This window comes from Citrobacter sp. ABFQG, assembly GCF_004322975.1.
Classification (GTDB): Bacteria; Pseudomonadota; Gammaproteobacteria; order Enterobacterales; family Enterobacteriaceae; genus Citrobacter; species Citrobacter freundii.
The window spans coordinates 2,640,799-2,665,289 of the sequence record NZ_CP036435.1; the positions used below are offsets into that span (position 1 = coordinate 2,640,799).

A 24,491-nucleotide genomic window follows, 5' to 3' on the forward strand; every position below is an offset into this window, starting at 1 on the left:
TCTGTTATGTTCGTGTGCATATCTATGATGGCAAATTATCATCCAAATCCAGTTGGTTGTAAAACTCCTGCTCCAGTTTCGTTTCCAATATCGAACGAATCTCAAACGCCATATTTTTATAAAAAACTGAGAACTCATCATTCTTGCACAGCAGAACAATTTTGCGATGCTCTTTACGCTTTTTGATCTGGATAATCTTCAGCGAGTTAGAAAAAGCAGGAATAGTAGTAATGAACAACGGTGTCGTTAACGTCCACCCGTAACCACAGGATATTAGTTTCAATATTTCATCAGCATTGTCCATTTCAAACTGAATGGTGGGGGAAAAGTTTTGCCATTTCAGCCAGTTAAGTGTCTGGATTCCCGTTGGCGTATTTTGGGTATAAGCAATGTAGTTCCGCTGTTTACATAATTCTTCCAGCTCTGTTTCCGGCCATGCTTTGGGGCAAATACATAGAAACTCTTCCTCAATCAAAGGGTACATTCTAACATTGGGTGGCATTTCAGTATACAGCATGGTTACAGCAAGATTAATATTCCCATTATTAAGTGCCTGGAGTAATCCGGATGCTGTGCCAGTCACCTGAAAAATATGCTTCACCTGTGGTTGCAGGAATTTCAGGATATCCAGTCCAACGGTTTTGCTAATTGAATCCACAAACCCAATTTTCAGATTTGAAATATGTCCGTCGCTTATTGCATTGATACGTTCTTGCAGGTGGACGCCGTTATCAATAATTTTTTTTCCTAACGGATAGAGTGCTTGTCCGGCTATCGTCATCTGGATTGGTCGCTGTGAACGGTTGACTAGAGCAGTATTTAATCCTAGCTCCAGGTTTGCAACCTGCTGCGAAATTGATGACTGAGTCACATTCAGTTTCCTTGCTGCGGCTGTAAATGATCCAGTGTCTATCACGGCTAAAAATGCCTGCAATTGCTTAAAATCAAAGTTAATATCCTTCATTTTGCCCCTTAGTATTACATTTTTTAATAGTATCTATTTAACTTTTAAATGGTATTTTTTCTTTGAGCTACTTCAAACTATCTGTTACATCGCTAAATTAATGTATAGGCAACCTTAATACACAAGAGAAACGGATATGCGTGAAGAAAAAGATCTATTAGGAACTTTAATGGTGCCAGATGAGGCCTATTATGGTATTCAAACACAACGTGCGGTGCTGAATTTCTCCGTGTCAGGAAAAACAGCTGGAGAAATTCCACACTTTTTATGGTCTATCGCCTCAATCAAGCAAGCGGCAGCAGAGGCTAACAGACAAATTGGTGCGCTGGATGAAAAGAAAGCGTCAGCCATCGTTATTGCGTTGAAAGAGGTAATGGCCGGTGATTTTGATGCCCATTTTCCTATTGATATTTTTCAGGGGGGAGGCGGCACTTCAACCAATATGAACATGAATGAAGTAGTCGCAAACCGGGCCAATGAGCTAATCACTGGCAAACGCGGATATGATGAGATTCACCCAAATACCCACGTTAACATGGGGCAGTCAACGAATGACGTCATCCCTGCGGCGATGAAAATGACCAGCCGTATGAATATTAATCAATTGTTAATTCAATTAGAAGAACTTGAAGCGGTACTGTCAGAAAAAAGTTTTCTGTTTTCTGACAAGGTGAAGTTAGGGAGAACCTGCTTACAAGATGCAGTGCCGATGACGTTTGGCCAGCAGTTTGGCGCTTATCGCACGCAGGTCAGCAAACTTAGAGCAAAAATGGCTGAAGTAAGCGAAGAAGCTTTGTTTTTACCATTGGGCGCGACAGCTATAGGCACAGGCCTGTCCACTCACGAAGGATATATCCCGGCAGTTTATCAGTGGCTGGAAATCATTACTGGCGATAAATACACGCCAGAATCGGATTTCTTTGACGGTCTTCAGCACGGTGATTTTTATATTGAATTTTCCGCACAGCTAAAAAAAATAGCTGCGTTTCTCTCCAAAATGGCTACCGATTTTCGTATACAAGGTTCAGGACCAAGAGCGGGGTTTAATGAAATTATTGTCCCTGCTGTCCAACCGGGCTCTTCAATTATGCCGGGAAAAATTAATCCTGTAATACCTGAATTGATAAATCAAATTGCGTATCAGGTGATTGGTAATGACGTAACTGTGACGATGGCTGTGGAGGGCGGTGAGCTTGATCTGAACGTGTGGGAACCTGTGTTGTTAAAAGTTCTCTTTGAATCCTGCTCATTATTAAGTAAAGGGATACCGTTATTTATTGATAAGTGCCTGAAGGATATTGCGATCAACGAAAAAGTGAGCGCCCGTTATGCAGAGGAAAGTACAGCGCTTGCGACTATCATCTCCACATTATTTGGCTATCAGGTAGGATCTAGGATCGCCAAAGCTGCATTTCAGCAGCAGACCAGTGTAAAGCAGGTCGTGTTAGCAGAAAATCTGTTAACACCAGAACAGGCAGATTACTTGCTTGATCCAATGAATATGACTGACCCACAAAAAAGTACAGCAGTGATTAAGCGGTATCAAAAAGAAATGAATATTTTGTAGTAACCCGATTTAATAAATAATTAGTTTTGACTTGAGGTAATGAATGTAAAAATTCATTACCTTGGCATCCACTTCGCGTGAAATAAATATAAAAACAGGATAATTATATGGTAATGTTTCATGTCGTTTTATTGCTGGGGACTATCATGGTTGCCGCCCGTTGGGGGGGAATTGGAGTAGGGTTTGCTGGTGGGGTTGGATTAGCAATTTCAGTTTTTATTTTTGATGTTCCGGTAGGGACTCCGCCTGTCGACGTCATGCTCATTATTCTGTCCACCATTGTAGCGCTCTCTGCAATGCAACAGGCTGGCGGAATGGATTATTTAGTAACTCTGACAGAGAAATTATTACGTAATAATCCAGGTTATCTTAATATTCTTGCGCCAACAGTGACCTTTTTCCTGACGGTACTTTCCGGTACGGGATATACCGCTATGTCAGTCATGAATGTGATTCAGGAAGTTGCAAAAGATAACGGTATTAGGCCCAGCCAACCATTAAGTTCAGCTGTTGTTGCTTCGCAGTTAGGAATTACAGCCTCACCAATCTCTGCAGCTACAGCAATTATGTATGGTACTGTTGAGGTAATGGGAGTCAGTTTTGGTGATGCTATGTTGATTGTTTTTCCCACAGCTTTTTTTGCTATGCTGGTTGCAGCTTTTATCGCCAGCAGACAAGGTGAAAATTTGGCTGATGACCCCATTTGTAAAAAAGTTATGCAAGAAAACAAAATTATTATAAATAAGCATATCAACAACGGAGTTCCCTCAGGGGCTAAATCTTCGGTAATCATTTTTTTGGTTGGTGTTATATTTGTAGTTTGTATGTTGCTGTTTAAATCGGTTATTGGGCATGCGATTAATTCTCGTGATCTAATAATCATCACCATGTTTGTTGTTTCTACATTAATTGTCTTTATCTGTAAACTTGATATGAAAGAACTGAAGAATACACCTATATTTAAATCTGGTGCTGAATCACTGGTTGTGGTGTTAGGTATTGTGTGGTTAAGCAGTACGCTTATTGGCGCACATATCGATGAGATAAAAATACAAGCCAGTGATATGTTACGTATGTATCCGGGGCTACTGGCGGTAGTTTTTTTCTGTACCAGCGCAATGTTATTCAGTCAGGGCGCAACATGTGCTTTATTGATGCCTATTGCCGCCTCTATTGGTATTAGCGCTGATGCTATTTTAGCCAGCTTCGTCGCTGTTAGTGCACTCTATCTCACTAACATTTACCCAACAACTGCATTTGCAATTGCAACTGATGATACTGGCTCATTTTTAAGTAAACGGTGGAATGGTTCTAAGATAATTAATCATCCATTCTTTTTACCAGGCTGTATCTCTATATTAGTTGCAGTCCCAATCGGTTTTGCCCTGGCAAAAATTATTCTTTAATTTATATTATTATCAATCAGATATAGGAAATAGTAAGATGCAATATAAAAAATTTTATCATTTACAGATTAACAGTGATTCATAGCTTAATAGCTATCAAAAACAACGTCCGCTCCTGGCACAGATCGGACGTACTGGGTGAGTTTAAAGTCTGCTGTGAGCGAGAATCGGACACCTCAATTTGTTGTTGTTCCTGTCACAGGTGACGGAAACTTTGCTCGTGCTGCTGGTTTTAGCGTTTAACTGGATGATGCGGGCACTAAAACGACGGGCGTTATTCGCCGTGATCAGTCCAGAACTATTGATATGGAACCTCGGAACGGCAAGCGCCTGGAACAAATACCTGCGGTCATTATGAATGAAGTGTTGGCCAGACTGAGCTGTGGCTTTGATATGCGCAATGAGCAATAGCATAAAAGCAAAAAGCCTGCTTAGTTTCCTGAGCAGGCTTCTTAAATATGGCTCCTCTGACTGGACTCGAACCAGTGACATACGGATTAACAGTCCGCCGTTCTACCGACTGAACTACAGAGGAATCGTTTGAACGAGGCGCATATTAGCGAGGGTGGTGAGGCTTGTCAAAGGGGTAAATACATTTGTGTGTTCGTTTGCTGACAAAATCAGCAAAGCGGCGATCTTTCCGTCTTTTTATGCTTTTGCCCCATTCTGGTGCGTGTCTACCTCTTCCAGGGCAGCCTGAATGAGATATTTAGGTGTGCAGAATGATCTTCCTTCGCTTTTACTCCTGACTTTGTGCGGCTTTAACCATAAAACACCGTTTTAGACGAAAGTGGCAAGTATCTTGCAATCCTGAATTCAATGACTGCCAGCACGGGTTCTGGTATTCCGACAGGAGGCAAAATGAACTTTAGACGACTGAAATATTTCGTGAAAATCGTCGATATTGGTAGCCTGACCCAGGCAGCGGAAGTATTGCACATTGCGCAACCCGCGCTGAGCCAGCAGGTCGCAACGCTGGAAGGTGAGCTTGATCAACAATTGCTGATTCGTACCAAGCGTGGCGTCACGCCGACGGAAGCAGGAAAAGTGTTATATACCCACGCCCGGACGATTTTACGTCAGTGTGAACAAGCGCAACTTGCGGTTAATAACGTGGGACAGACCTTGACAGGCCTGGTCTCTATCGGCCTTGCGCCGGGGACAGCAGCGTCATCCATTACCATGCCGTTATTACAGACGCTACGTGCCGAACTGCCTGATGTGCAGGTCTATCTGCATGAAAACAGTGGGGCAGTGCTGAATGACAAGCTGCTCAGCGGGCAATTAGATATGGCAGTGCTCTATGAGCGTTCACCCGTGGCGGGCATCAGCAGTCAACCGTTGCTTAAAGAGGATCTGTATCTGGTCGGCACGCGTGAGTGTCCGGGGCAAAGCGTCGATTTAGCCGCGGTGGCGCAGATGAATTTATTCTTGCCACGGGATTACAGCGCGGTTCGCCTGCGCGTGGATGAAGCTTTTTCGCTACGTCGCTTAACGGCTAAAGTGATTGGCGAAATTGAGTCTATCTCCACCCTGACGGCCGCCATTGCCAGTGGTATGGGCGTCACAGTGTTGCCCGAGTCGGCCGCCCGTTCATTATGCAATGCAGCGAACGGCTGGATGGCGCGCATCACAACCCCATCGATGAATCTGCCATTATCGTTGAACGTATCAGCCAGAGGGAGCTTATCGCCCCAGGCGCAGGCAGTGAAGGAGATCCTGCTATCGCTGGTTAGCCGTCCGGCGCTGGAAAATCGCGAACTGCAGCTGGTCAGCTAAACCTTATTCCCGCGAGGAATAAGATGCAGGTTTTTATTATTTGTTATGCCGGGCATCAGACTTTAACAATAGCGTAATGTCTGATGTGCCCGGAGTGAAACGTGAATTTCCAGCAACTCAAAATAATCCGCGAGGCGGCCCGTCAGGATTACAACCTGACGGAGGTCGCGAATATACTGTACACCTCGCAGTCGGGCGTCAGCCGACACATTCGTGAACTTGAAGATGAACTTGGCATCGAAATTTTTATCCGTCGCGGTAAACGCCTGTTGGGCATGACTGAACCGGGTAAAGCCTTGCTGATCATTGCCGAACGTATTCTGAATGAGGCCAGCAATGTTCGTCGACTGGCGGATCTGTTTACCAATGATACGTCCGGCGTTTTGACGATTGCCACCACGCATACGCAGGCACGCTATAGCTTGCCTGCGGTGATAAAAGCCTTTCGTGAGCTGTTCCCTGAGGTGCGTCTGGAACTTATTCAGGGCACACCACAGGAGATTGATGTCCTGCTACAAAATGGCGGGGCAGATATCGGAATTGCCAGTGAGCGGCTGAGCAGCGATCCATTGTTGGTGGCTTTTCCCTGGTTTCGTTGGCACCACAGCCTGCTTGTTCCTCAGGACCATCCATTAGTGAAGGCTTCTCCGCTAACGCTGGAGTCCATCGCTCACTGGCCGTTAATTACCTATCGTCAGGGGATTACAGGGCGTTCCCGCATCGATGAGGCGTTTGCTCGCAAGGGGCTGATACCTGATATTATTCTCAGTGCCCAGGACTCGGATGTGATTAAAACTTACGTGTCACTGGGATTGGGGATTGGGCTGGTGGCAGAGCAATCCAGCGGCGAGCAGGAAGAGGGGACGTTAACCCGTCTGGATACCCGGCATTTGTTTGATGCAAATACCGTTTGGCTAGGGCTTAAACGCGGACAACTGCAGCGCAACTACGTCTGGCGATTCATCGAGCTATGCAACGCAGGGTTATCCGTCGATGAAATTAAGCGTCAGGCGATGGAGCCAGATGAAGCGGTGATTGATTATCAGATTTAACAATAAAAGCCCGTGAGAAACGGGCTTCTATCGTCGCCAGTATGGAAAAGCCTGGGTGTGAAGTGAAGCGCTCTACCTGGCTAATGGGATCGCAGAAAAGCAAAAAGCCTGCTTAGTTTCCTGAGCAGGCTTCTTAAATATGGCTCCTCTGACTGGACTCGAACCAGTGACATACGGATTAACAGTCCGCCGTTCTACCGACTGAACTACAGAGGAATCGTTTGAACGAGGCGAATATTAGCGATGCCGCTCAGCGTTGTCAAAGCCTGAATGGATAAATGCGATCGTTTGCTGAAATATTCCTCATTTCGCCGATTATTCAGACGCAACCGGTTGTTTTATGCACTTTTCGCGTTCGGGGCGTGGGTATTTCCACAACCAGCGGCCTGTGACCATACGCCAGTAAAATAACGCGGCGCGCACGGCCCAGTCGAAGAACATACCTAACCAAACGCCGACAACTCCCCATCCTAATACGATACCCAGAGTGTAGCCCGCGACTACGCGGCAGCCCCACATGCCCAGCATCGATACCCACATAGCAAAACGTGCATCTCGCGCACCTTTAAAGCCCGCTGGTAACACCCAGGAGGCTGCCCATATCGGCATAAATGCTGCGTTGAGCCAAATCAGGATGACTATGACCTCTTTTACATCCTGATCGTGGGTATAAAATGAGGCCATCACCCCGGCGAAAGGTGCGGTTAGCCAGGCAATTGCCGTTAGCCCAATCGTCGACAGCCAGAACACATGCCGTAGCTGGATTTCAGCCTGGGCAATCTGGCCATTTCCCAGACGCCTGCCGGTAATGATTGTCGACGCGGAACCTAAAGCATTCCCCGGTAAATTGATAAGCGCGGCGATAGAAAATGCAATAAAGTTCCCGGCGATAACGCTGGTTCCCATGCCTGAAACAAACATCTGCGTCAAAAGTTTACCGCCGTTGAACAGCACCGACTCGATACTTGCCGGAATGCCGATCCCCATCACTTCCCATATAATGGCGAGATTGAGTGGCTTAAAATAGCTTTTGAAGGGAATTCGCAGCGCGGGGTTAAAACCAATCATCAGTACCCAGATGATGGCAATCGCCCCGATGTAGCGCGAAATGGTCAGTCCCAGGCCTGCTCCCACAAATCCCAGACCTTGCCAGGAAAAGATCCCGTAAATCAGGATGCTACTGATGATGATATTCAGGATGTTCATACCGCCGTTTATCAACAACGGTATTTTAGTATTTCCGGCTCCACGTAGTGCGCCACTGCCGATCAGCGCAATGGCTGCCGCCGGGTAGCTGAGCACCGTCAGCTCCAGATAGGTAAGTGCCAAAGCTTTAACGTCTGGCGTTGCTTCACCTGCGACAACGTCAATAATCTGTTGACCAAAATAGTGAATGACCGCTGCCAGCACGGTAGCAAAAATTGTCATGATCACCAGCGATTGTCTGGCTGCGGCTCTGGCCCGTCGACGATCTCGTTTCCCGAGGCTAAATGCTACAACTACGGTGGTACCCAGATCGATGGCGGCGAAAAATGCCATGATGACCATATTAAAACTGTCGGCGAGTCCGACACCGGCCATTGCTTCTTTTCCCAACCAGCTTACCAGGAAGGTACTCAGAACACCCATCAATAGCACACAGGTGTTTTCCAGGAAAATGGGGACAGCCAGCGGAGTGATTTCGCGCCAAAAGAGAACCTTATAACTCTTGCGTTTGGCATACCAGGGCGTGCGGGAAGCGACCTGGCGTAAGGCAGCGGAGACGTTCAAAGTGGACCTTAACGAAGAAAGTTGAAACCTCATTTCAAATGATGAGGGAGAATCAAAAAAGCTGCAAAGTTTTTTCTATTTAAAATGTCTGTAAATGCAACAAACTGTCGAGAGAAGCATCAATTGATTCGCATTCGAAGAAATGAGGTTTGACAAAAATTTTTTCGCCGCTAAGATAAGCCTCCACTACGATTCCTCTGTAGTTCAGTCGGTAGAACGGCGGACTGTTAATCCGTATGTCACTGGTTCGAGTCCAGTCAGAGGAGCCATATTTAAGAAGCCTGCTTAGGAAACTAAGCAGGCTTTTTGTTTTCAACGCGTCAAATTGGCATCAAATTTGACGCTGGCCTTTACCCTAATCAGGGGAGCAAGCAGCATAATCATGCCCAACATGGCGGCCATCCCGGTATATACAGCAGGAAAACCTGTGATTTCAGCCACCAGGCCTATAGGTGCAGGGGCCAGTAGCGTACCCAGATAACCGATCGTGGTGACGATGCTCATTCCCGTGTTGGTCGAGATATCAGGCTGGTTTCCCGCAGCGGAAAAAGCAATCGGTACCAGATTGGCTATGCCAATACCGGCAATAGCGAAGGCAACGGTGGCTTGCCAGGGATGACTAGCCATTGCGGCTGCCAGCAGCCCAATTCCAGCTAACAGACTGGATGAGCGCATCACGAGAATGGCATTAAAGCGGTTACGAATGAAGTCTCCCATGAAGCGAAAGATTGCCATTGTTCCCGCAAAGCAGGCAAAGGAAAGGCTTGCCGTTTCTGTAGTCGCATTGAGATTTTTCAATAAATAACGTGACGACCAGTCCACAACAGCACATTCCGGGATCATGGCGAGCAGGGCAATAACGCCTATAAAGTAGATCGTGCATGAGCGATGTGGCTGCTTTCCTTTGATTAACCGTTTTATTTTTATCGATTTATCTTTGATGATATGTGGATATACCGACAGCGTGATCGCTAAGGAAATAGCACTAATTAAAAACAGGTGCATGAGAAAGCCGAATTGCTTAACCAGATACCCCCCAATAAGACCTGAAATGAAAAGCCCAATGCTCCAGAAACAGTGACATGAAGATAACACCGTGCGTGACAGTGCTTTTTCGACTGCCACGGCATTCGAGTTCATTGCGACGTTCATTGCTCCAATCATAGCACCCAGCAAAAATAGCACTGGTGCTAACCAGTAGATATCAGGTGCGAATCCAACAGGAATAAGGGCGACGGATGCCGCAATGGAAAAAATGCGCACGACACGCTGTGAGCCGTATTTTTCCATGGCCATGCCGGACATCGGCATCATAAATAATGCGCCAAGCCCGAAAATCAATATCAGGTGGCCAATTACTTTATCAGTAATGTGAAAGCGTGAAACCAGTTGGGCAATTTGTACTGCCCAGGCACCGGTTACAAACCCATTCACTGAAAATAATGTTGTAACAGCCCAGCGCCCTTTTTGCGCGACTTCCATTAGTGATCCTTTTAATTCTACTCTGATGCCTGAGACATATCTTTTTTATCGATGATCAAAATGTGGTCCGGACAAAATGAAATCGCGGTGTTTCCGTCCAGTCGTGATATGACCTCAACACCGGTAAAGTCTGGAATAGCAAGTCTGGCACCACATGGAATCAATTCAACGCCACCGATGCCAACGCAAAACGCGCCAGCGGCAACTGCGGACGTTACGCCACTTTTAGAATCTTCAAAGACGATTGTTTTCTCCGCAGGAAGATCAAGACGTTCGGCTGCGAGAAGATACGGGTCAGGGAAGGGTTTTCCCCGGGAGACGTCATCGCGTTCAACAATAACGGAAATGCAAGACTGAACCTGAAGCATCGCCGTCACACGGTCGATTTTCTCGCGCCAGCCACTGGTTACAATACCAACCCGGACGCCTGCTGCATCCAGCGCAGTGATAAGCTCAGAGACACCGGGAATAGGGTTGTAGGAAGCCGTGTTTTCGACATGAATAATATGAGCCTGAACTTTTTGCTGATCCACGAGCGGTAGGTCACTGAACAGTGCCCGAATAGTATGTGGACCAGGTTGCCCGTGGATATGTTTGATAATCTCGTCTTCAGATATTGTCTTACCATACATATCTGCTGTTTCGCGCCAGGCTCTTTCTATAACCTCATTTGAATCAATAAGCACACCGTCCATGTCAAATAACACGGCGGCAGCTCTGTTGGTGATATTATGCATACTCGGTTTCCTTATTATTAGTTTGACTCGTTTGACTTAGTCTGGACGCGACGGCAATTTGTCCTAAAGAGATCCCTCCATCATTAGTGGGTACAAGTTGATGGCAGTAAGCTTCAAATCCTGCCGCGTGTAATCGGTCAAGAGCATTGATGAGAAGAAACTCATTACAAAAAACCCCGCCGCTTAATACCACTTGCCGTGTTTTTGCGTGCACAGACAAACGGATGCAGACCGCGGTAATAATCTCTACGATGGTCGAATGAAAGCGTCGGCTTAACTCAGGTAAATCGAGAGGCCGTGTTGTCAGTGCTGAAATCAGTTCGTGGACCAACGGGCGATAATCCACTTCGAGATGGTCTTCTGATTCCACAATCGAGAAGGCAAAAGGTTGCGCCATATGAAGATCGCATTGCAACAACGCTTCTAATTCAATGGCGGCCTGCGCTTCGTATTCAATATGCGTACAAATACCCATTAATGCGGAGATGCCATCGAAAAGTCGACCGATGCTGCTGGTTACAGGCGTGTTGATCCTGCGCATAGCCATTTTGGCGAAGACGTCACGCTGTTGAGCCGGCAACGTGCTTAGACCTGGAATTGAGGATTCAGGAATATGCTCGCCGAAAATTTCTGTTAATAGCGAAATAGCGATCCGGATGGGTTCTTTAACCGCGCTGTCACCGCCTGGTAAAGCGATGTGGCGCAGATGTGCTGCACGTTCAACGCTTCTGGTATCCCCCACAAGAAATTCGCCACCCCAGATTGTGCCATCAGTGCCGTAACCCGTACCGTCGAATACTACGCCAATTGTTTTTCCTCTGAGTCCGTTCTCGGCCATACACGCAGCCATATGCGCATGATGATGCTGTACCTGAATAACCCGCAGCTGCGATTGCTCCAGCGCATTGCGCGTTGAGCGAAATGCCGGATGAAGGTCACAGGCCACAATCGTTGGCTCAATATCGAGGAGCTTTTGCAGGTGATTGACGCACGCAAGGTGTGATTTAAACGTAAGGTCATTTTTGAGATCGCCAATGTGTTGACTCATAAACACCTTATTACCTTTAGCAATGCTAACGGTGGTTTTCAGTTCCGCCCCGAGAGCGATGATCGGATCAACGTTGAAAGGAAGGTGGACAGGATAGGGGGCATAACCTCGTGAACGTCGCAGGAATGAAAGGTGGTTACGATGAGCCATAACGCGGACCACTGAATCATCGATACGCGTGTGAATATCACGATCGTTAAGAATAAAATAGTCCGCGATTTCGCCCAACTGCGCAATTGCACTCACATTATCAAATACGATAGGGTGGCCTGAAAGATTGCCGCTGGTCATCACCAGCGCTGGCATTGTGGCATCTTCTAGCATTAAATACTGAAGCGGCGTTGATGGCAGCATGACGCCAATATTCGGATTATGCGGTGCGATGATTTCCGGCATCGTACTGCGGCGTTTACGCAGCAGTACGATGGGGCGCTCTACACTTTCCAGGTGTTTTCTTTCCTGAGCGTTGACGTGGACTATTTGTGCCGCGTTGTCCGCGTCCCTTACCATAATGGCAAAAGGTTTTGCATCTCTACGTTTGCGTTGCCTCAGTTGCGAAACCGCATCTTCATTACTCGCATCAACAACCAGATGAAAACCGCCAAGGCTTTTAATCGCAATAATCGCCCCTTCGTGTAGCCTTGCTATGGCAAATTTGACGATATCATCTGTTATTACGGTCTCGCCATTACGCGACCTCAGATCCAGTTTTGGTCCGCATGCGGGGCAGGCATTGGGTTGCGCGTGATAACGACGATTATCGAGATCGTCATACTCATGCTGACAGGCCGGGCACATTGCAAAGGCTTGCATTGTTGTTTGTGAACGGTCATAGGGCATTGCCTGGATAATTGAATATCGCGGCCCGCAGTTTGTGCAATTAATAAAAGCGTACCGATAGCGCGGGTTCTGCGGATCAAACATTTCGTTCAGACAATCCTGACAGACGTTTGAGTCTGGCGGGATAATGGTATCCATCTTCGCAAGCTGACGGCTTTTACGGATACTAAACTCTGCGTAACGTTGATCCGAATTTTCTCGCGGTACCTCCACAATACCATTTATGCGGGCCATTGGCGGCGGGTTAGATGCCAGCTCATCAATAAGCTGCGCGATATTGTCTGATGTAGCCTGTAGTTCCAGTAACACGCCTTCGGAATCATTGAGAACCCAGCCGGTCGCGGCAAAGGTGCGAGCCAGTCGATGGACAAAAGGACGAAACCCGACTCCCTGGACAATTCCGCAAATGCGGTAACGTCGGGTTTCCAGAGCGCCGCCTTGCTCAGCAGAGTCGTGGCAATTCTGCACCATAGAGCTCCTCTATTGTCGATACGGTTCCATCCTGCTCAAGCATGCTGACTCTCACTTCTGGCGTTGCTAATACCTCGCCAATAATGGCGGCTTTTTGGCCAAGTGGGTGCGTCTTTAATAGTCTGAGCACGTCTTCTGCGCTGTCTGGTTCGACAAACAGGCAAAGGCATCCCTCGTTTGCAAGATTGATGACATCGACGCCCAGCATATTTGCCGCCATCGCCGTTTCAGGCTGGATGGGTAAAGATTGCCGTTCGCAGCGCATTTCATGCTTTGCTGCACGGGCATGTTCATGGAGTACCGCGGAAAGTCCACCGCGAGTGACATCTCTCATCGAGGCAATTTTCCCGGCAGGAACGGCATCGATAAGCTGGTGAATCATCGCGTTGAGAGGGGCGCAGTCGCTGAGAATATTTCGTTCAAACCCCAGACCTTCACGCAGAGATAACAAATGAATGGAGTGATTCCCAATAAAACCACTGAGGATGATTTTTTGTCCTGGGCGCACGTTTTTGATTGAAACGGGGGCGCGCTCAATAACGCCGACGCCTGCTGTATTGATGAACAAGCGATCTGCCTCACCCTTGCCGACAACTTTCGTGTCTCCGGCAACAATTTTGACGTCTGCAGCAATGGCTGTATCGCGAACTGACTCAATAATGGCGCTCAGTTCAGATATGGGCATACCGTCTTCAATAATGAGACTCAGCGTCAGATACAGCGGACGTGCGCCACTTACCGCAAGATCGTTAACGGTACCGCATACGGCAATTTTACCGATATCCCCATTGCCAAAGATAAGCGGAGTGACAACAAAAGAATCTGTAGTAAATGCAATTTGTCGGGACGGTAACTCCAGTAACGCGCTGTCTTCCATGGTTCCCAGATAAGTATCGCCCAAAATTTCCGCAATTAATTCGACCAGTTCCCTGCTCAGGCGAGCGCCCGTGCCATGGTCCAGAACGACGGTATCTGTTGGTTTCATCGCTTGTGTTAATGGACTTTTCATGCGGTTTTCCTTTCGTTGCGCTCAGGAAGATCATCATGTTTTGCTAGCAGCGATAAAATCTCAGCCGAGGGGGCAACGGTTGCGCAATAGCTGGCAAGCCACTCTAAGGCGCGAGTGGTATCATCGGCAGAAGGGGCAAATACGCAATCTTCCGGCACCCAAACATTGTATCCGCGGAAAAATGCATCTGCGGCCGTGGTTTGTACGCAAACATGCGTTTGTAAGCCGGTCACGATGACCGTTTTTACACCCAGTTTTTGCAGTGTTTCATCAAGATTATTATTAAAGAAACCGCTATCTCTGCCTTTTACTACGATGAGATCGGAGGGGGCGCAAATACTGTCGATTATTCGGTTTTCAGGTCGTCCTGCGAGGGCGGGAATACCTGCATCGCGATTTTTATAGCGCCGTTGTACTGCGGGATCGGCAGGATCATTTATTAACTGCAAATGGATGACTGCCTGGTTTTGATTTCTGATGCCGTCAAGAAACTGATTAAATGCAGTCAATTTTTGTTCTAATTCCTGAGCCGAATAGGTTATTTTATATGTAAATTCATATTGCAGATCATTTGTTAACACAGCTACATTTGGCATATTTATATTCTTTTATCATTAAAATAATGGGCGTAATTTTTTTTGCGATTTCTCTATGGAGAGTTATGTTTATTTATTGCCATGCTTTGCTATCATGTGCTTATTATAGGTATTTGTATAATTCCATTTTTTTCAAGGTTCGATAAATGAAAGGAATAGATATGAAATTGCTGCGTGCCTTTGTTACGTTGGCGATAAAAGGAAGTTATAGCAATGCTGCAAAGGAACTTTTCCTGACTCAGCCAGCACTGTCAAAGCAGATACAAACGCTGGAGCATTTGACCGGTGGTGAGCTTTTTTTGCGCGGACGCCATGGCGCGAGTTTGACAGTATTTGGTCAACAGATTTTTTCAAAAGCCAATGAACTTTTACAATCCCATATTGAATTTCTAAACTATGCGAAAGAAATAAATACCAGAAATCGTGAAAAGTTATTTATGGGATTTGGTCTTTCCTCTTTTCAGCAAGTACCTAAGTGGATAAATCAATTCCATCAGCAATTTTCCGAGTGTGAAGTGGTTATTAATCATCTTCCCTCCAGCGCTCAGATGAAAATGTTGTTGGAAGGACGCTTGCATATCGGTTTTGTCCGGATGCCGGTCAGTAAAGGCCTGGCTTCATATATTTTTTATGAGGAAACGCTGGCTCTTGCTGTTCCGATGGAGGGTTATATGGAAAGCATGACTATTCAGAGTGCGCTATCGGCATATCCCTTACTCCAGTTGGATCCATCAACCAGCCCATGTCTTGCGGAACAAACCTCACTCTTTCTACAAAGCATCCAACTTAGCGCTGAACCGGTCTCTGTAACAAATGACATGACTACGCTATTGGCATTGGTTGCCGGGGGGAACGGAGTCGCCTTTTTACCCACAAGTGTCCGGCATTTTTTGCCTGCCGAAGCGAGACTATTGATGCTCGCTGAAAAACAAATTCGCTGGAACATTGGTGTGGCATGGAACCCCAAAATTAAAAACCATCGGCGGGACGATTTCTTGCGCCTGGTGGTGGCCGGGGAGGCCGATATCGTCATGTAGCCGTTATACGCCCTGACGAGAAGGTAACGGCCACGCATTGATGCCTGACGTGTAAACCGCTTTGGGCATAAATGAAATAGGATTTCAGTACTATGCTTAAGCAATAGCGCAGGGAAATGGTTATAAGAGCAGCACTGACTGGGGTTTTCGCTTAAAAAATCGAGGGTTAAAGTTGAAAGAGCGTGAGTAACTCGCTCATACTCTATACTCGCAGAGTTACCCGGCGTAGCATGGCAAAACGCTTGGGCTGTTAATGAAAAAAGGAAAACGTCGTGGCAGAAGAAACTATATTCAGCAAAATTATTCGTCGTGAAATTCCGTCGGATATCGTATACCAGGATGAACTGGTCACTGCGTTTCGTGATATTTCCCCTCAGGCACCTACGCATATTCTGATCATTCCTAACATCCTGATCCCAACCGTCAACGATGTGACGGCTGAACATGAACAGGCATTGGGCCGCATGATCACCGTTGCAGCGAAAATTGCTGAGCAGGAAGGCATTGCTGCAGATGGGTACCGCTTAATCATGAACACCAACCGCCACGGGGGTCAGGAGGTGTATCACATTCATATGCACCTGCTGGGTGGCCGTGCGCTTGGCCCAATGCTCGCGCATAAAGGTCTGTAGGCATGATCAGAGGATGCATTGTACTTTCACTGGGCTTGCTGCTACTGGCGGGTTGTCGAACACACCCAGAAATTCCGGTAAGTGATGAACAGTCGCTGGTGATGGAGTCAACGATTTTGGCGGCAGGTATAACAGCAGAACAGCCCACGTTAACCACGTCTGATATTCAGGCCTCGGCATCCTCGCGACTCTATAACGAAAGACAAGAACCCGTCACCGTTCATTATCGGTTTTACTGGTATGACGCCAGAGGACTGGAAATGCATCCTCTGGAAGCGCCACGCAGTGTGACTATTCCGGCTCATTCGTCGGTGACGCTGTACGGCAGCGCCAATTTTCTGGGGGCGCACAAGGTTAGACTTTATCTTTATTTGTAAGGGGTGAATCTTGATGATCAAAATGAATCGCTACGCACTGGTTGCCGCGCTGGCGATGTTTCTCTCTGGCTGTGTGGTGCAACGAGAGCCCGCACCGGTAGAGGAAGTCAAGCCGGTGCCGGAACAGCCTGTGCAGCCGCAACAGCCGGTGCCGGTAGTGCCAACGGTGCCAACCATACCGCAGCAGCCGGGTCCGATTGAGCACGAGGACCAAACGGCGCAGCCGACGCCACGTCAACGTCATTATGACTGGAACGGGGCTATGCAGCCGATGGTCGGAAAAATGCTGCAGGCTGACGGCGTAAAAGCGGGCGGCGTTCTGCTGGTTGATAGCGTGAATAACCGCACCAACGGCTCGCTGAACGCGGGTGAAGCCACCGAAACCTTACGTAATGCTCTGGCGAATAACGGTAAGTTTACTCTGGTTTCCGCTCAGCAACTGGCAGTCGCCAAGCAGCAGTTAGGTCTGTCGCCGAACGATAGTCTGGGAACGCGCAGTAAAGCGATTGGTATCGCCCGTAACGTTGGCGCGCAGTATGTGCTTTATTCCAGCGCATCCGGCAACGTCAATTCGCCTGCGCTGCAAATGCAATTAATGCTGGTACAAACTGGCGAGATAATCTGGTCAGGTAAAGGTGCCGTTCAGCAACAATAACAGACTCACGCGCGGCGAAGTGTTGTCGCGCTATTTCCCGCAGTATCATCCCGTCGCAGCCAGCCAAACTGGCCTGAGCGGCGGGAGCTGCATCATTGAGCATCATTCTCACCGGCTGGTACTGCGTTGTCATCACGACCCTGATGCGCCGGAATCGCATTTCTTACGCCAATATCATGCGTTAAAACACCTGCCAGAAAACCTTGCGCCACGTCCTCATTTTTATACGCGTGGGTGGATGGCCGTCGAGTTTTTTCACGGTAAGGTAGAATCCAGATTACCGGACGCCGACGAACTCGCAGGCTTACTGTATCATCTGCACCAGCAACCCCGATTGGGCTGGCGAATCAGCCTGCTGCCGCTACTTGAACAGTACTGGCAGTGTGGCGATCCGGCGCGTCGTACACCATGCTGGCTGCGCGCGCTGAAGCGGCTGAGGAAACGAGGTGAGCCTCGACCTTTGCGTCTGGGGCCGCTGCATATGGATGTTCACGGTGACAACATCGTACGCACAGCCTCAGGGCTGCGGCTGATTGACTGGGAATACGCCGGAGACGGTGATATTGCCCTGGAGCTGGCGGCGGTATGGGTCAGCGATGAATCCCAGCACCAACAGCTGGTTAGCACCTACGCTCAACGAGCGCACATTGAGCCAGACGTTTTGTGGCGACAAGTCAGACAATGGCAACCCTGGATAATGATGCTGAAGGCGGGGTGGTTTGAGTATCGCTGGCGGCAAACCGGTGATAGACAATTTATCAGGCTGGCCGATGAAACCTGGCGGCAGCTAACAATGAAAGGATAAGGAGAGCAGTGTGGGCCCAGTAATGTTGGATGTCGAAGGGTATGAGCTGGACGCAGAAGAGCGTGAGATTCTGGCGCATCCGCTGGTAGGTGGGTTGATCCTCTTTACCCGAAATTATCATGACCCGGAACAGCTGCGTGAATTAGTGCGACAAATCCGGACTGCGTCACGTAACCATCTGGTGGTGGCGGTAGATCAGGAAGGCGGACGCGTACAGCGCTTTCGAGAAGGCTTTACTCGCCTGCCTGCGGCTCAATCGTTTGCCGCGCTGCACGGTCTGGAAGAGGGCGGCAAACTGGCTCAGGACGCCGGATGGTTGATGGCCAGCGAAATGATCGCGATGGACATTGATATCAGCTTTGCACCGGTACTGGATGTGGGCCATATCAGCGCCGCAATCGGCGAGCGTTCTTACCACGCCGATCCGCTAAAAGCATTGGCGATGGCGACCCGCTTCATTGACGGTATGCATGCCGCAGGCATGAAAACGACCGGTAAACATTTCCCTGGTCATGGGGCCGTGACGGCGGATTCACACAAAGAAACCCCAACCGATCCTCGCTCAGAAGCCGAGATTCGTGCGAAAGATATGTCCGTGTTCCAGACGTTGATTACTGAGAACAAACTGGATGCCATTATGCCTGCGCATGTCATCTACAGTGATGTAGATCCGCGTCCGGCGAGTGGCTCACCTCACTGGCTGAAAACGGTGCTGCGCCAGGAGCTTGGCTTCGATGGTGTCATTTTCTCCGACGATTTGTCGATGGAAGGGGCGGCGATTATGGGAAGCTATGCCCAGCGTGGACAGGCATCGCTGGATGCAGGTTGCGATATGATCCTGGTCTGCAATAATCGTAAGGGAGCGGTCAGTGTGTTAGATAATCTGTCGCCGATCAATGCAGAACGTGTTACACGTTTGTATCATAAAGGTTCATTTTCACGTCAGGAACTGATGGATTCGGCACGCTGGAAGACGGTAAGCGCTCAGCTAAACCAGCTTCATGAGCGCTGGCAGGAAGAGAAAGCAGGTCATTAACGCAAGTTTGGCGAGGATGCGATGATTATCTATTTACACGGTTTTGACTCTAACAGCCCGGGCAACCATGAGAAGGTGTTGCAGCTGCAATTCATCGACCCGGATGTCAGGCTGATTAGCTACAGTACGCGGCATCCCAAACATGATATGCAGCATCTGCTAAAAGAAGTGGATAAAATGCTACAGCTGAATGTGGATGACCGTCCGCTGATTTGTGGTGTGGGGCTCGGGGGATATTGGGCTGAACGGATTGGTTTTCTGTGTGATATTCGTCAGGTAGTGTTTAATCCTAACCTGTTCCCGTATGAGAACATGGAAGGCAAAGTTGACAGACCTGAGGAGTATGCAGACATCGCAACAAAATGCGTGACCAATTTCCGCGAAAAGAATCGCGATCGCTGTCTGGTTATCCTGTCGCGTCATGATGAAGCGCTCAATAGCCAGCGTTCGTCGGAAGAGCTGCATCACTTTTACGAGATAGTCTGGGACGAAGAGCAGACGCATAAGTTTAAGAATATCTCTCCGCATTTGCAGCGCATCAAAGCGTTCAAGACGTTAGGTTAATTCTTATTGAGTGCGTAAAAAACCAGCCATCGGGCTGGTTTTTTTGTTCTTAAAGTTCCGGTTGTCTATCTTTTCAGCATCAAAACTTGATACACATCAATTTTGGTATGACCAATGCACCGTTCGTGTTATTCTCACTCTCGAAGAACATTTTCATTACTGTAACTTGTTGTTAATTAAGAGCTATATAAATAACTTTTAATTAACAATTGGTTAATAAATTTGAGGGGGTCACGTTGACTACACCATTGAAAAGGATCGTGATTGTCGGCGGCGGTGCTGGCGGACTGGAAATGGCGACGCAGTTGGGTAAAAAACTCGGGCGTAAGAAAAAGGCCAAAATCACACTGGTAGACAGAAACCACAGTCATTTGTGGAAACCGTTACTGCATGAAGTGGCGACGGGTTCACTGGATGAAGGCGTGGATGCGCTGAGCTATCTGGCACATGCCCGTAACCATGGCTTCCAGTTTCAGTTAGGTTCGGTGATAGATATCGATCGTGAAGCGAAGACCATTACTCTCGCTGAGCTGCGCGATGAGAAAGGGGATCTGCTGGTTCCTGAGCGTAAAGTGCCGTATGACACGCTGGTGATGGCGTTGGGCAGTACCTCCAACGATTTCAACACCCCTGGCGTGAAAGAAAACTGCATTTTCCTCGATAACCCGCATCAGGCGCGTCGTTTCCACCAGGAGATGCTGAATCTGTTCCTGAAGTATTCCGCGAATCTGGGCGCTAACGGAAAAGTGAATATCGCCATTGTGGGCGGTGGTGCGACGGGGGTTGAGCTCTCCGCTGAGCTGCACAATGCGGTAAAACAGCTGCACAGCTATGGTTACAAAGGGCTGACCAACGATGCGCTGAACGTTACGCTGGTGGAAGCTGGCGAGCGCATTCTGCCTGCGTTGCCGCCGCGTATTTCCGGTGCTGCGCATAATGAGTTAACCAAACTGGGCGTACGCGTACTGACCCAGACTATGGTCACCAGCGCTGACGAAGGCGGACTGCACACCAAAGATGGCGAATACATTAAAGCCGACCTGATGGTGTGGGCGGCGGGTATCAAAGCGCCAGACTTTATGAAAGACATTGGCGGTCTGGAAACGAACCGTATTAACCAACTGGTGGTTGAGCCAACTCTGCAGACCACGCGCGATCCTGACGTGTACGCGATTGGCGACTGCGCTTCCTGCGCTCGCCCGGAAGGGGGTTTTGTGCCTCCACGCGCTCAGGCAGCACACCAGATGGCGACCTGTGCGATGAACAATATTCTGGCACAGATGAACGGCAAGCCACTGAAAGCGTATCAGTACAAAGATCACGGCTCTCTGGTCTCGCTCTCTAACTTTTCTACCGTGGGTAGCCTGATGGGCAACCTGACTCGTGGTTCGATGATGGTGGAAGGGCGTATTGCGCGCTTTGTATACATCTCACTGTACCGCATGCACCAGATTGCTTTACACGGCTACTTCAAAACCGGCCTGATGATGCTGGTCGGTAGTATCAACCGGGTGATTCGCCCGCGTCTGAAACTGCATTAATATCGACTTGTGGCGCCGGATGATTTTACGCATCCGGCGCCTTCCTTCAGAGTTCTCCGAATCATCCTGCGTTCGTGCCCCATCCTGCTATTTTCATCCGTAATCTGATTGGCATTCCTTACCTTCTGTTGCAAAGTTGTTGCTAATAGCAAAAAAGGAGGAAGTCCCGTGAATAAATCAATGTTGGCGGGTATAGGGATTGGCGTAGCTGCTGCGCTGGGTGTTGCAGCAGTGGCCAGTCTGAACGTTTTCGAGCGTGGCCCACAGTATGCGCAAGTTGTCTCTGCAACACCGATTAAAGAGTCGGTAAAAACACCGCGTCAGGAGTGCCGGAACGTAACTGTCACGCACCGTAAGCCGGTTCAAGATGAAAACCGTATTGCGGGTTCCGTATTGGGTGCGGTTGCGGGTGGCGTTATTGGCCATCAGTTTGGCGGCGGACGTGGTAAAGATATTGCCACCGTGGCCGGGGCTTTAGGCGGCGGCTATGCAGGTAATCAGATTCAGGGTTCGATGCAGGAAAACGATACTTACACCACCACACAGCAGCGTTGTAAAACGGTGTATGACAAATCTGAAAAGATGCTGGGCTACGACGTGACGTACAAAATTGGCGATCAGCAGGGGAAAATCCGTATGGATAAGGACCCCGGCGCGCAAATTCCGTTGGATAACAACGGACAGTTGGTACTGAATAACAAAGCGTAAAATAGCATTATCCTGAACATTAGCCCCCCATTCGCTCAGGCTGGGGGGCTTTTTTTATCAGAAGGTTAAGGCATAGTTCAGACCAAAGGTGCGGCCCCGGCCCTTGTATTCATACAGTGACGGACTGCCGTAGGTTGGGCTGTACAGCAGTGGCGCACGTTGTCCCCATAGCGTGGTGTACTCTTCATTCAGCAGGTTTTCCACGCTAAAGGTCAGCTTACCCAACGGGAGCTGATAGCTGCCGATAAAGTCCATGGTGTTATAGCCATCCAGCTTATTGCCGCTGGCGTCGGTCAGATCAAATGTTTGCTGGCTCTGTACGCGCAAGGTCCACGGTTCTGGTGCCCAGCCGACCCATGCGGTTGCTTTCGACGGTGAGGCCAGAGTCACATCCCATTTTTGCCATTTACCGTTCTGTTTCACTTCCGATTTAATGACATTGAAGTTGCCGCCCAGGCTCCAGTCCGTATCCGCAATGAAATAATCCACCGCGCCTTCAATGCCATAAATGCGGCGATCGTCGGGTTGAACGTTAATGGTCATATCGCTGCGGTTGATAACGATCGATTTATCCGAAGTCGAGTAGTAAGCGGCCAGTTGCGTGCGCAGACTATCGCCGGTGTAGCGCCATCCCAGTTCGTACGAGTTAACTTTAATCCCTTCCAGACGTGAATCCGCCACGTTGACGCTGCGCTGGAGCTGGTAATGATCGCCAACCAGCGAATAGGTGCCGTTACCGTAATATTTCCCTGGATCCGGAAGCTCCACGCCCTGAGAGAAATTAAACCACGTTTGCTGACGGTCAGTCAGATGGGCGAGGATACCGGCGTTGAACAGGAAATTATCGTAATCGGTTTTGCCGCCCGGAATGGTATCGGCAGAGTTCGCAAGCCCGGTCGCGATTCCCTGCTGTTGAGCATAGCCAACGAAATCATCAACCCTGTTTTCGGTCCATTGATAGCGCACGCCGCCGCTGAGGGTAAAGATGTCGTTAATGTCATAGCTGTTTTGCAGGAAAGGCGCAAAGTTGGTGATGCTGTAACCGGGGTAACGCCCGGTGGTATAAGCGGTGCGGTTATCCATGCCGCCGGAGGGCAGGGACCAGGCCAGATCGAAGAATTTCTGATTGGAATCGAAGGTCTCGTGATCGGCATCGATACCCCACGTCAGCTCCCAGTTATCCATCAACTGGCTGTTGAGGGTAATTTTGGCGCCAAACTGGTCTGTGTCCTGCTGAGATGCGGAGAAACTGGTGACCTTACCTTTGCTGAGCGTCGGGAAAGGATAGAATTTCAGCGATTCGTCGCGGTAATAGATTTGGCTGACCAGGTTCTGGCCGAAAAAATCCGCATCTGAATATTGCAGGCTGATCAGATGACGTTCGGTTCCGGGAATACGATCGGAATTCAGTCCGCTGCTGGTATAAGCTTTACCGTTTCCGGTTACGGCGGACATGTTCTCGCCGAGATCCAGCCCGTAATCATCATCCCCCTGGCTCTTGTAATACTGTGTAACCAGTTGCAACTGACGGTTGTCGTCAAGTTCAATCGTCCCGGTGCCCATCACGTCCAGACGATCGGAGTGCTGTAGCCCGGTTTGGGTGTTATCCAGCAGCAGGGCATCGTGATTACCGTCATACCAGCCGCCAAATCGTTGATACGCGACGGACATACGCCCGGAAGCGCGATCTGTTCCTCCACTCACCGCCGCGGCAACGCGTTCATCATGATCATTACTGTTGTTGAAGCCGCTTTTGCTCCCCAGTTCGAGTTCTACTTCACGCTCCGGCTGGCCTTTTTTGGTGACGATGTTGATTAATCCGCCGGTACTGCCACCGCCATAAAGTGAGGTTGCGCCTGAAATGACTTCAATGTGCGCAATGTTAAACGGGTCAATGGAGTCAAGCTGACGGCTGTCGGTTCGCGAGGAGTTCAGACGGACACCGTCAATGAGCACGACAATGGCGCGACCACGCATGTTCATGCCGTAGTTTGTACGCCCCTGGCTACTGACATCGATTCCTGGGATTAACTGAGCAAGAACATCCTTGAACTCTTTCCCCCCCTGAACCTGTTGTTCAATCTCGCTTCCTTCAATAACCCAGGTCGTTTGCGCCATTTCTGCCACGGTGCGTTGGCTACGGTTGGCGCTGACGATAAGGTTCTCTTCCTCAGCCGCAATGGCCGGGAGGGTTAAAGACAACAGGAGAGGATTGAGCACCCAGAGACGCTTATTCATTTGTATTCCTTTTAAAAAGAGTCGATCTGTTTTTGTTATGGCGGTAGAGAAACCGATGGTTACATTGTGAAACAGGTATTAAAACAAATGCGAATATTGCTGATAACAATTGTCGTTATCAATACCTTTTACAAAAAATGATAGGATAACACGATGAAAACAATGAGAAATGTAGGG

General features: G+C 48.6%; 21 protein-coding genes, 3 tRNA genes and 1 pseudogene. 15 read left to right on the plus strand and 10 right to left on the minus strand.

What is annotated here, in order from left to right; genetic code table 11:
* Window positions 1-22: 22 nt before the first annotated feature.
* On the minus strand, window positions 23-964 hold the full coding sequence (locus WN16_RS12840; protein WP_044700656.1) for a LysR family transcriptional regulator: 942 nt from the start codon (window positions 962-964) through the stop codon (window positions 23-25).
* A gap of 136 nt (window positions 965-1,100) precedes the next feature.
* Here WN16_RS12840 and WN16_RS12845 point away from each other — a divergent pair, with 136 nt between their 5' ends.
* The 3 genes and pseudogenes from WN16_RS12845 to WN16_RS24525 all read left to right on the plus strand — a co-directional run.
* Window positions 1,101-2,531 (plus strand): aspartate ammonia-lyase, encoded by a 1,431-nt coding sequence (locus tag WN16_RS12845; protein WP_044700655.1) that lies wholly within the window; start codon window positions 1,101-1,103, stop codon window positions 2,529-2,531.
* A gap of 107 nt (window positions 2,532-2,638) precedes the next feature.
* A complete protein-coding gene (locus WN16_RS12850) occupies window positions 2,639-3,937 on the plus strand; it encodes an anaerobic C4-dicarboxylate transporter (protein WP_044700652.1) in 1,299 nt (432 codons plus the stop codon).
* A 183-nt stretch (window positions 3,938-4,120) separates the two neighbouring features.
* Window positions 4,121-4,348, plus strand: a pseudogene (locus WN16_RS24525) (type II toxin-antitoxin system PemK/MazF family toxin); the annotation flags it as partial.
* Between the two features lie 48 nt (window positions 4,349-4,396).
* On the opposite strand, the gene WN16_RS12860 reads toward WN16_RS24525, so the two are convergent.
* Window positions 4,397-4,472: transfer RNA gene (locus WN16_RS12860), tRNA-Asn, on the minus strand.
* Between the two features lie 326 nt (window positions 4,473-4,798).
* Between WN16_RS12860 and nac the strand changes: the two genes are divergently transcribed.
* Both nac and cbl read left to right on the plus strand, forming a co-directional pair.
* Entirely contained in the window at window positions 4,799-5,716 is a 918-nt protein-coding gene (nac, locus tag WN16_RS12865) for a nitrogen assimilation transcriptional regulator NAC (RefSeq protein WP_044700649.1), read from the plus strand.
* A 101-nt stretch (window positions 5,717-5,817) separates the two neighbouring features.
* A complete protein-coding gene (gene cbl / locus WN16_RS12870; protein ID WP_003846751.1) occupies window positions 5,818-6,768 on the plus strand; it encodes an HTH-type transcriptional regulator Cbl in 951 nt (316 codons plus the stop codon).
* 140 nt (window positions 6,769-6,908) lie between these two features.
* Here the strand turns inward: cbl and WN16_RS12875 are convergent.
* Window positions 6,909-6,984 (minus strand) — tRNA-Asn (locus WN16_RS12875).
* A 99-nt stretch (window positions 6,985-7,083) separates the two neighbouring features.
* Window positions 7,084-8,571 (minus strand): EmmdR/YeeO family multidrug/toxin efflux MATE transporter, encoded by a 1,488-nt coding sequence (locus WN16_RS12880; protein ID WP_003846749.1) that lies wholly within the window; start codon window positions 8,569-8,571, stop codon window positions 7,084-7,086.
* A gap of 160 nt (window positions 8,572-8,731) precedes the next feature.
* Between WN16_RS12880 and WN16_RS12885 the strand changes: the two genes are divergently transcribed.
* Window positions 8,732-8,807: transfer RNA gene (locus tag WN16_RS12885), tRNA-Asn, on the plus strand.
* Between the two features lie 43 nt (window positions 8,808-8,850).
* Here the strand turns inward: WN16_RS12885 and WN16_RS12890 are convergent.
* From WN16_RS12890 to WN16_RS12910, 5 genes are read right to left on the minus strand one after another with little or no spacing between them, the layout of a single operon-like run.
* On the minus strand, window positions 8,851-10,020 hold the full coding sequence (locus WN16_RS12890) for an MFS transporter (protein WP_044700627.1): 1,170 nt from the start codon (window positions 10,018-10,020) through the stop codon (window positions 8,851-8,853).
* A 17-nt stretch (window positions 10,021-10,037) separates the two neighbouring features.
* On the minus strand, window positions 10,038-10,757 hold the full coding sequence (locus WN16_RS12895) for an HAD family phosphatase (protein ID WP_044700626.1): 720 nt from the start codon (window positions 10,755-10,757) through the stop codon (window positions 10,038-10,040).
* A complete protein-coding gene (hypF, locus tag WN16_RS12900; protein WP_044700625.1) occupies window positions 10,750-13,116 on the minus strand; it encodes a carbamoyltransferase HypF in 2,367 nt (788 codons plus the stop codon). Before hypF ends, WN16_RS12895 begins: the two co-directional genes overlap by 8 nt.
* Window positions 13,088-14,125, minus strand: a complete 1,038-nt coding sequence (hypE, locus tag WN16_RS12905; protein WP_003846740.1) for a hydrogenase expression/formation protein HypE — start codon at window positions 14,123-14,125, stop codon at window positions 13,088-13,090. The genes hypF and hypE overlap by 29 nt, the downstream gene beginning before the upstream one ends.
* Window positions 14,122-14,721, minus strand: a complete 600-nt coding sequence (locus WN16_RS12910) for a cysteine hydrolase (RefSeq protein WP_044700624.1) — start codon at window positions 14,719-14,721, stop codon at window positions 14,122-14,124. Before WN16_RS12910 ends, hypE begins: the two co-directional genes overlap by 4 nt.
* Before the next feature lie 146 nt (window positions 14,722-14,867).
* Here WN16_RS12910 and WN16_RS12915 point away from each other — a divergent pair, with 146 nt between their 5' ends.
* From WN16_RS12915 to WN16_RS12955, 9 genes are all read left to right on the plus strand, one after another.
* Window positions 14,868-15,758: a LysR family transcriptional regulator gene (locus WN16_RS12915; protein WP_003841843.1), complete on the plus strand. Its 891-nt coding sequence runs from the start codon at window positions 14,868-14,870 to the stop codon at window positions 15,756-15,758.
* 272 nt (window positions 15,759-16,030) lie between these two features.
* Window positions 16,031-16,390 (plus strand): purine nucleoside phosphoramidase, encoded by a 360-nt coding sequence (gene hinT / locus WN16_RS12920; protein WP_003030826.1) that lies wholly within the window; start codon window positions 16,031-16,033, stop codon window positions 16,388-16,390.
* A 2-nt stretch (window positions 16,391-16,392) separates the two neighbouring features.
* Window positions 16,393-16,767 carry a YcfL family protein gene (locus WN16_RS12925; protein ID WP_003846733.1) on the plus strand — a complete coding sequence of 125 codons (375 nt, stop codon included), beginning with the start codon at window positions 16,393-16,395 and terminating at the stop codon, window positions 16,765-16,767.
* A 13-nt stretch (window positions 16,768-16,780) separates the two neighbouring features.
* The gene (gene lpoB, locus WN16_RS12930) at window positions 16,781-17,422 is read left to right on the plus strand and encodes a penicillin-binding protein activator LpoB (protein WP_003030820.1); all 642 of its coding nucleotides are present in this window, start codon (window positions 16,781-16,783) and stop codon (window positions 17,420-17,422) included.
* Window positions 17,403-18,227: a thiamine kinase gene (thiK, locus tag WN16_RS12935; protein WP_003841846.1), complete on the plus strand. Its 825-nt coding sequence runs from the start codon at window positions 17,403-17,405 to the stop codon at window positions 18,225-18,227. Before lpoB ends, thiK begins: the two co-directional genes overlap by 20 nt.
* Before the next feature lie 10 nt (window positions 18,228-18,237).
* On the plus strand, window positions 18,238-19,263 hold the full coding sequence (gene nagZ / locus WN16_RS12940; protein WP_003841848.1) for a beta-N-acetylhexosaminidase: 1,026 nt from the start codon (window positions 18,238-18,240) through the stop codon (window positions 19,261-19,263).
* A gap of 21 nt (window positions 19,264-19,284) precedes the next feature.
* Window positions 19,285-19,827 (plus strand): alpha/beta hydrolase YcfP, encoded by a 543-nt coding sequence (gene ycfP, locus WN16_RS12945; RefSeq protein WP_044700623.1) that lies wholly within the window; start codon window positions 19,285-19,287, stop codon window positions 19,825-19,827.
* Between the two features lie 236 nt (window positions 19,828-20,063).
* The gene (gene ndh, locus WN16_RS12950; protein ID WP_003846726.1) at window positions 20,064-21,368 is read left to right on the plus strand and encodes an NADH-quinone dehydrogenase; all 1,305 of its coding nucleotides are present in this window, start codon (window positions 20,064-20,066) and stop codon (window positions 21,366-21,368) included.
* Between the two features lie 168 nt (window positions 21,369-21,536).
* The gene (locus WN16_RS12955; protein WP_003030814.1) at window positions 21,537-22,076 is read left to right on the plus strand and encodes a glycine zipper 2TM domain-containing protein; all 540 of its coding nucleotides are present in this window, start codon (window positions 21,537-21,539) and stop codon (window positions 22,074-22,076) included.
* A 57-nt stretch (window positions 22,077-22,133) separates the two neighbouring features.
* Here the strand turns inward: WN16_RS12955 and WN16_RS12960 are convergent, their stop codons facing one another.
* Window positions 22,134-24,314 (minus strand): TonB-dependent siderophore receptor, encoded by a 2,181-nt coding sequence (locus WN16_RS12960; protein ID WP_044700620.1) that lies wholly within the window; start codon window positions 24,312-24,314, stop codon window positions 22,134-22,136.
* Window positions 24,315-24,491: the final 177 nt, after the last annotated feature.

Bases quoted from the DNA above. Each gene is read 5' to 3' on its own strand.
- WN16_RS12840 (WP_044700656.1), bottom strand. From the start codon at position 964: ATGAAGGATATTAACTTTGATTTTAAGCAATTGCAGGCATTTTTAGCC.
- WN16_RS12845 (WP_044700655.1), top strand. From the start codon at position 1,101: ATGCGTGAAGAAAAAGATCTATTAGGAACTTTAATGGTGCCAGATGAG.
- WN16_RS12850 (WP_044700652.1), top strand. From the start codon at position 2,639: ATGGTAATGTTTCATGTCGTTTTATTGCTGGGGACTATCATGGTTGCC.
- nac (WP_044700649.1), top strand. From the start codon at position 4,799: ATGAACTTTAGACGACTGAAATATTTCGTGAAAATCGTCGATATTGGT.
- WN16_RS12880 (WP_003846749.1), bottom strand. From the start codon at position 8,571: ATGAGGTTTCAACTTTCTTCGTTAAGGTCCACTTTGAACGTCTCCGCT.
- WN16_RS12890 (WP_044700627.1), bottom strand. From the start codon at position 10,020: ATGGAAGTCGCGCAAAAAGGGCGCTGGGCTGTTACAACATTATTTTCA.
- WN16_RS12895 (WP_044700626.1), bottom strand. From the start codon at position 10,757: ATGCATAATATCACCAACAGAGCTGCCGCCGTGTTATTTGACATGGAC.
- hypF (WP_044700625.1), bottom strand. From the start codon at position 13,116: ATGGTGCAGAATTGCCACGACTCTGCTGAGCAAGGCGGCGCTCTGGAA.
- hypE (WP_003846740.1), bottom strand. From the start codon at position 14,125: ATGAAAAGTCCATTAACACAAGCGATGAAACCAACAGATACCGTCGTT.
- WN16_RS12910 (WP_044700624.1), bottom strand. From the start codon at position 14,721: ATGCCAAATGTAGCTGTGTTAACAAATGATCTGCAATATGAATTTACA.
- WN16_RS12915 (WP_003841843.1), top strand. From the start codon at position 14,868: ATGAAAGGAATAGATATGAAATTGCTGCGTGCCTTTGTTACGTTGGCG.
- WN16_RS12925 (WP_003846733.1), top strand. From the start codon at position 16,393: ATGATCAGAGGATGCATTGTACTTTCACTGGGCTTGCTGCTACTGGCG.
- lpoB (WP_003030820.1), top strand. From the start codon at position 16,781: ATGATCAAAATGAATCGCTACGCACTGGTTGCCGCGCTGGCGATGTTT.
- ycfP (WP_044700623.1), top strand. From the start codon at position 19,285: ATGATTATCTATTTACACGGTTTTGACTCTAACAGCCCGGGCAACCAT.
- WN16_RS12960 (WP_044700620.1), bottom strand. From the start codon at position 24,314: ATGAATAAGCGTCTCTGGGTGCTCAATCCTCTCCTGTTGTCTTTAACC.